Source organism: Streptosporangium sp. NPDC002607 (genome assembly GCF_053592655.1).
This window is the reverse complement of the sequence record NZ_JBSFWD010000128.1, coordinates 1-6749: the sequence shown is the minus strand read 5'-3', so window position 1 is coordinate 6749 and position 6749 is coordinate 1. Positions and strand designations below refer to the sequence as shown.

At 66.2% G+C, this 6749-nt stretch carries 6 protein-coding genes and 1 pseudogene; 5 read left to right on the top strand and 2 right to left on the bottom strand.

The genetic code is table 11. The annotated features are described in order from the left end of the window. From ACWD3H_RS47280 to ACWD3H_RS47270, 3 genes are all read left to right on the top strand, one after another. Nucleotides 1–468 (top strand): hypothetical protein (locus ACWD3H_RS47280; RefSeq protein WP_451959747.1); only part of this gene is annotated, 468 nt, incomplete at its 5' end. 210 nt (nucleotides 469–678) lie between these two features. After that, a complete protein-coding gene (gene lnt, locus ACWD3H_RS47275; protein ID WP_451959746.1) occupies nucleotides 679–2211 on the top strand; it encodes an apolipoprotein N-acyltransferase in 1533 nt (510 codons plus the stop codon). Between the two features lie 370 nt (nucleotides 2212–2581). Next, entirely contained in the window at nucleotides 2582–3463 is an 882-nt protein-coding gene (locus ACWD3H_RS47270; RefSeq protein WP_451959745.1) for a hypothetical protein, read from the top strand. Nucleotides 3464–3588: 125 nt separating this feature from the next. Here ACWD3H_RS47270 and ACWD3H_RS47265 read toward each other — a convergent pair whose 3' ends face one another. Continuing rightward, nucleotides 3589–4275, bottom strand: coding sequence for a hypothetical protein (locus tag ACWD3H_RS47265; protein WP_451959744.1), 687 nt, complete (start codon nucleotides 4273–4275; stop codon nucleotides 3589–3591). A 469-nt stretch (nucleotides 4276–4744) separates the two neighbouring features. Here ACWD3H_RS47265 and fdhA point away from each other — a divergent pair, with 469 nt between their 5' ends. Beyond that, complete coding sequence (gene fdhA, locus ACWD3H_RS47260) at nucleotides 4745–5968, top strand: formaldehyde dehydrogenase, glutathione-independent (protein WP_451959743.1); 1224 nt, start codon at nucleotides 4745–4747, stop codon at nucleotides 5966–5968. Nucleotides 5969–6075: 107 nt separating this feature from the next. On the opposite strand, the gene tnpA is transcribed toward fdhA, so the two are convergent. Beyond that, nucleotides 6076–6504, bottom strand: coding sequence for an IS200/IS605 family transposase (gene tnpA, locus ACWD3H_RS47255; protein ID WP_451959742.1), 429 nt, complete (start codon nucleotides 6502–6504; stop codon nucleotides 6076–6078). A gap of 42 nt (nucleotides 6505–6546) precedes the next feature. Between tnpA and ACWD3H_RS47250 the strand changes: the two are divergent. Continuing rightward, nucleotides 6547–6749: pseudogene (locus tag ACWD3H_RS47250) on the top strand (RNA-guided endonuclease TnpB family protein); the annotation flags it as partial.

Sequence of the window (6749 nt, the reverse complement as noted above, 5' to 3'; positions counted from 1 at the left end):
GACGGGGTGAGCTTCTACACCGAGTTCGCGCTGGACAAGGCCCAGACGCTTCTGTACTCCTACGCCATGGTCGGGGCGATCACGCTGGCGCTGGCGGCTCTGGCATGGCGACGAGGCGGGACGCCGGGCACGCGGGCCGCCATGGCGGTGGGCCTCGTACCGTACACGCTGCTCTGTTTCTTCTTGTGGTTGACGTCGGCTTTCCGGGCCGATGAAGTCCTGGACTGGTACTCGCACCTGGCCGCCTGGCTGGCGATCATGGTCTGGCTCCTCTACGTCGCCGCGACGATCCTGTTGTTCCTCTCCAGGAAGAACATTTGCAGCGACGTCGGCGCTCTCTGGCAGCTGCGGAGTCGCCGTAAGAAGATCCGCTTGTCCGCGTGGCGCTGCTTGCGCGGCGCGTCCAGAACATCGGGCAGCGATCTCGAACAGGCCGGTGTCGGGTTTGCGGATGCCCTCGATTCCTGAGGGCGCGTAGGCGTCAACGGCCGCGGCCAACCCCGTCTACTGAATCTTGCCGAGCTGGTTGTCTGCGGTGCCGTTGGCAACGATCGGCAGACCGTCGGATGGTGGGTGCTTGACCGGCCGGTATGACGCGATCGGCCGACCCACAGGGGCCGTTCGCCTTACCGGGGTCGCCGATGGGTTCGCCGGTATCCGCGTGGGTAGCTCGATGGCATGCTCGCCGTGCTGGTCCGCTGGGGGCTCCGTCTCCTCGCCCTCCTGATCGGCGCCTGCCTGGCTCTGGCGTTTCCGGCCGTCAACGCGTGGTGGTGGGCGTGGGTGGGGCTCGTTCCTCTCCTGTTGCTCCTGGCCCGCGCAGGATCTTTTCGGGAGGCGGCATGGCGCAGTTGGTTGGCGGCGGGCGGCTTCTTTGTGACGCTGCACCACTGGGTGCTCCCCTACCTGGGGGTCTTCTCGGTGGTGGCGGCTGGAATAGTCGGCCTGGTCTGGGTGCCCTTCGGGCTTGCCGCCTACGGGCTACTGCGGCGGCCCTCGCTCGCCAGAGTGCTGGTGGCGATGCTCGTACTGCCCTCGGTGTGGCTGACCGTCGAAGCGCTGCGCTCCTGGAAGCACCTGGGCGGGACGTGGGGGCTCCTCGGCCTCAGCCAGTGGACGGTAGGGCCGGTACTCGCCGTCGCCGCCCTCGGCGGGGTGTGGCTGCTGAGCTTCCTGCTGGTCGCGGTCAACATCGGAATCACCGCCCTGCTGATCCCCGGCGCCATGCTCCGTACCCGGCTGGTCGGCGGGGGAGTCGCCGTCGTTCTGGCCGCGACCGCGGTCGGCTACGGGATATTACGGCCGGAGCCGGTGGTGACCGGCAGCATGCGCGTGGCGGGTGTGCAGCCCGGTATCGTCTACGGCCCGCAGAAGCGCCTCGCCGTCCATCTGCGGCTCACCCACGAACTCGCGGGACTCGACCACGACGTCATCGTGTGGGGCCAGAGCAGCGTCGGACTCGACCCCAAGCAGCGGCCCGACGTTGATCGCCAGTTGCGTGAGGCCGCTGCCGCGGCAGGCAGCGACCTGCTGGTCAACGTGGACGCTCGCGGCCCGTCCGGGCAGATCACCAAATCGACCTACCAGTACACCGGCAAAGGGCTCGTGGCCACGTACGCCAAGCAGCGGCTGGCGCCCTTCGGCGAGTACATACCGCTGCGACCGCTGCTCGGCTGGATAGCCGATTACACCGGGGCCCCCAAACAGGACCGATCCCCCGGCGACAAGCTGACGACGCTGAACGTCTCCGGCCTGAAGGTCGGCCCACTGATCTCCTACGAGTCGACCTTCCCCGACATGCGGCGTGACCTCGCGCGGATGGGCGCCGATGTCACCATCGTGCAAGGCTCGCTCACCACCTTCCACGGCAGCTGGGCACATTCACAGCAGGCCGGCTTCGAGGCCGTACGAGCGGTGGAGTCCGGCCGCCCAGCGGTGCTGGTGGAGCTCGACGGGACCTCGGCGGCATTCGACGCGCGAGGCAGGCCGTTGATATGGGTCCCGCCCGAGTATCGCGGCACCTTCATCGTCGACGTACCGCTCTCCAGCGAAGAAACGCTCTACGTCCGGTTGGGCGACTGGGTGCCTCTCATGTCCGGTGCGATCGTGATCGCGGCCATTCTCGGGCTTGCCATCCGGCGGGTCGGGCGGCGCCTGGCCCATTGGGGCTGCCGCGAGACTCGGGCAGACAGCAACCGTAGCCGGAGATAGCAGAACGAAGGGCCAGGCCCGCACAGCCCTCACCTTCTGCTCCGTAGCCAGTTCGAGATCGTCTGCCGGTGTCCACCGGCATCCCCAAGACCTGCTCACAGGCCCTTGATCGTTTTCTGTGAGTGTCCATCCCTGTCCAGGGGCGGGGTCAACACTTCCGTTAGGAAGATCGAGCGTAGCGCCAGGGTTTCAGGCATCGCTCCCGCTTCATCGCACGTGTGCTCGGCGTTGCCGCCCGCCACGCAGAAAAGCACAAGGCCGAACGCCGAAGCAGGCAAGGTCTCCGATGGAATGCGCCCGTTACCATCTCAGTTGAGCTTCACTTTTCCGTTGAATGCCCCAAAAACCCAAAAACAAGGACAAATGCCCCATGAGACGATTGGCTGCCCTGGCGGTCGCCGTACTGATCGCGTCCGTGTCGGCTGCCATGAGTCCCGCCGCCGCGCAGGCAGATGCTCCCGATCCGGCGCGCACACTCAAGCAGCAGTTCCGGAATGAGCATGGCGTTCGGATTTCCGAGACCAACCGCTTCTTCTACGGCAAGAAGTCGACGGTCTCCGGGAGTGGGATCCGGATCAGCGGTCATCTCCAGTTGGCCCCGTCAGGTCCGGTGGCTGCGGATTTCACCTGGTGGGATCTCTCCCGGCCGAAAGGCAAGGGGCTCCCGTCCAAGAAATCGGACCCCTACCGGGTGATCCGCGTCGGTAAAAACGTGTACGACGACGCCACCCGGTACCCCGGGCCCGTTCCGGATGGCAAGAAGTGGGTCCGGTTCCCGAACGAGCACAGGGGACGCATGAACCGGGACATGGCCCGGGACGCCAGCCTGCAGCCGATCGACATGTACGACCTGTCCATGATGAAGGCCGTACTGAAGCGCTCAGCGAGCAAGGCCGTCTCCGGCGGTTTCCTCTACCGGGGCACCATGAGCTACCAAGAACTGCGCAGGATTTCCAAGAGCGCCCCCATCGCTTGGACCTCGGGGAAGCCCATCGGCAAGAAGAGCAAGGGGAAGGTCTCCTGGCAACTCTGGACCGGCCGTGACGGTCTGCCCGAGCGCCTGGTCACCACCGACACCGCGGGAGTGGGGAAAGAGCCGCTGGTCAAGCGGAGCGACACGCGCTACACCGACTGGGGATTCCATCTCGTCATCACCACCCCGCCCGCCGACGAGGTCATCGACGAAGATGATCTGTTGGAGTACGTCCGCAGGCAGAACACGTCCGCTCCGACGGACGCCAAGAACACTTAAGACGCTCTGGCGATCACGAGAACGGCCCGCCGGTTATGGAAGATCGCCCGATATTCCAAGATCGCGTTGGCGAGCTCGATACGGGTCTTCCACCGCTGCCGGTTGAGCAGTTCGGTCTGCAGCGGTCAGGGCCTGTAGCCGTTCGACGGCGGCAGATAGGAGCTGAAGTGGTCGACCACGATGTCTGCCACGGCCTCCGCATCATCGAGCCCATCAACCTCAAGGACCCGTATGCCCAGGCGGCGAGCGGAGCGGGCGGCCTCGTCGGCGACGAGGCGGTCTCGGGCGAGTCGGTTGCGCTGTGCTCGATCAGGGTCGCTGACCGCGTGATCGACGGCGGCGGCACGGGGCAGTTCGCGGAGCTGACGCTCACGGAATTCCTCGCTCGGCACCATCACGATCATTCGACGGGGTGAGTCGATGATGGGGGCGACCAGTTCGGGACGCAGTCCCCAACCTTCGGCGATGATGGGTCGCCCCGATACCAGGCCGCGCAGGTCGTCCAAAGCCCACTCGAACCGCGTGGGGAAGCCGGCCAGGGTCTCGCCGGCCATCTCTTGAGGGCTGGTGTTCACCCAGACGCTGTCCGGGTCGGGGTCTGCGGTGGGCTCGCCAAGTCGCGCTCGGCGTGCGATCCGACGGTCATTGTGTGCACGCGCGTCGTGATAGTCGTAGTGGTACGCGGTCAGCCCGTACCGGGTGGCCAGCAGCCTGGCGACGGTGGATTTGCCGGCCCATTGGCCACCTCCGATCCATAGGGCGCTGTGCAAAGTGCCGAAGGGATCCCAGACCTCACTATCTGTAGCGTTCACGGTTACAGCCTGACAGCGTACAGACCAAAGAAACAGTCTTGTTCTGCCTGCCTGGCCGGGAGACGATCGTAGAGAGGGGAAGCGGCACAATCTCCGCTCGCAACCTGTCGAACGCCTCTGGATACCTACAAGAATAATTCGGCAATGTTCTGCGATGGCGTCTTGTCCTGTCTCGCTTGATGGTCGACACTCAAGCCTCGCTTGATGCTTGACACCTTGATCGTCTTCTGTGCCTGCTCGTGGCGTTGTCTGCGCTTCGGGGGAGGCCGGGATGGCACTGGTGGAGTTGTGATGTTCCCCGAGGTGGCGCCGAAAACAGCGGGTATATGGTGGAAAACGGACAGTGAGCCATTGTCTCCGGTCCGGACTCGGCCGTCACAGCCCCTTCGTAGCCCCCCTCGCGGGCGACGACCGGCTGCTCCACCGGGCATCACGCGGAAGGGCGCCACGAGGGAACACGGAGGACGTCATGCCGAGCAACAGAGCCGTCTCTTACCGGGGGCCGGGCAAGGTGGAAGTCCAGAACATCGACTACCCCGAGTTCGAGCTCAAGGACGGCCCGGGGGTCAACCCCGCCAACGTGGGCCGCAAGGTGCCGCACGGGGCGATCGTCAAGACCGTCGCGACGAACATCTGCGGCAGCGACCAGCACATGGTCCGTGGCCGCACCACCGCGCCCGTCGGCCTCGTCCTCGGCCACGAGATCACCGGAGAGGTCGTCGAGGTCGGCCCGGACGCGGAGTTCACGAAGGTGGGCGACCTCGTCTCGGTGCCCTTCAACATCTCCTGCGGCCGCTGCCGCAACTGCAAGGAGGGCAAGACCGGGATCTGTGAGAACGTCAACCCCGACCGGCCGGGCTCGGCGTACGGCTACGTCGACATGGGCGGCTGGGTCGGCGGGCAGGCCCAGTACGTCCTGGTGCCCTATGCCGACTGGAACCTGCTCAAGTTCCCGGACAGGGACCAGGCGATGGAGAAGATCCTCGACCTGGCCATGCTCACCGACATCTTCCCGACCGGCTTCCACGGCTGTGTCACCGCCGGGGTGAAGCCGGGATCGACCGTCTACATCGCGGGCGCGGGCCCGGTCGGGCTCGCCGCGGCGGCCTCGGCGTTCCTCCTCGGGGCCGCCGCGGTCATCGTCGGTGACCTGAACAAGGACCGCCTGGAGCAGGCCCGCAGCTTCGGCTGCGAGACCGTTGACGTGTCACGGGGCGAGCCCAGGGACCAGATCGAACAGATCCTCGGCGTGCCGGAGGTCGACTGCGGCGTCGACGCCGTCGGCTTCGAGGCGCGCGGCCACGGCGCCGACGCCGGACAGGAACGCCCGGCCACCGTGCTCAACTCGCTCATGGAGATCACCCGAGCGGGCGGCGCGCTCGGCATCCCCGGCCTGTACGTGACCGGTGACCCGGGTGCCCACGACGAGGCGGCGAAGCAGGGCTCGCTCTCCCTCCGGCTCGGCCTCGGCTGGGCCAGGTCACTCTCCTTCACCACGGGCCAGTGCCCCGTCATGCGCTACAACTACTACCTGATGCAGGCGATCCTGCACGACAGGGTGCAGATCGCGAAGGCGGTCAACGCGGTGCCGATCCCGCTGGAGCGGGCACCCCAGGGGTATCAGGACTTCGACCAGGGCGCCGCGTCCAAGTTCGTGCTCGACCCCAACGGCATGCTCGGCACGAGGGGGTAGCGATCCGTCACCGACTCCGGAACCCGCGTGCGGGCGGGGTGAAGCGGCAGCGCGGGAGGGCCGCCAAGGCCCTGGACGGTGCGGTGACCGGTAGGTCGTCGAGCGGCTCAGTCCGGGCGTCTCTGGTTTTCGATGTACTCGTTGATGATCGATAGGGGTGCGCCGCAGTAGGTGGCGGCGAAGTACGACGGCGACCAGAGATGCCCGCCCCACAGATACTTATGGATATGTGCCGGATACTCCTTGCGCAGTAGCCGGGCGGACACGCCCTTGAGGCTGTTCACCAGCGTTGAGAGGGCGACTTTGGGTGGGTAGTGCACGAGCAGGTGCACGTGATCTTCCTCGCCGTTGAACTCGACCAGCTCCGCCCCGAAACTGCCGCACACCTCGATCATGATGTCTTCGCAGCGGCACAGCAGTTCGTCGGTGAAGACCCCGCGCCGGTACCTGGGGGTGAGGACCAAATGCGTGTGCAGCGGGTGGACAACGGTTCGGCCCCGGCGGATGTCAAAGTCGGGTTCCCACTGCGGTGACATGGACCAAACGATATTTTGGGCGATGTGAAGCTGGTGGTGCAGGTGAGACTTCTGCCGACGCCTGAGCAGGCGGCGGCGCTGGAGGCGACTCTGCGCGCGGTCAACGAGGCGGCCACCTGGGTGGCGGCGCTCGCCCACGACCAGCGGGTGTTTCGCAATTACCACCTGCGTAAGCACGCCTACGGGCAGATCAAGGACAACTACGGGCTGGCGGCTCAGGCCGCGCAGCATGTCATCAAGAAGGT

Excerpts from the sequence above, each read along its gene's own strand:
- lnt (WP_451959746.1), top strand. The coding sequence starts at position 679 with ATGCTCGCCGTGCTGGTCCGCTGGGGGCTCCGTCTCCTCGCCCTCCTG.
- tnpA (WP_451959742.1), bottom strand. The coding sequence starts at position 6,504 with ATGTCACCGCAGTGGGAACCCGACTTTGACATCCGCCGGGGCCGAACC.
- fdhA (WP_451959743.1), top strand. The coding sequence starts at position 4,745 with ATGCCGAGCAACAGAGCCGTCTCTTACCGGGGGCCGGGCAAGGTGGAA.
- ACWD3H_RS47270 (WP_451959745.1), top strand. The coding sequence starts at position 2,582 with ATGAGACGATTGGCTGCCCTGGCGGTCGCCGTACTGATCGCGTCCGTG.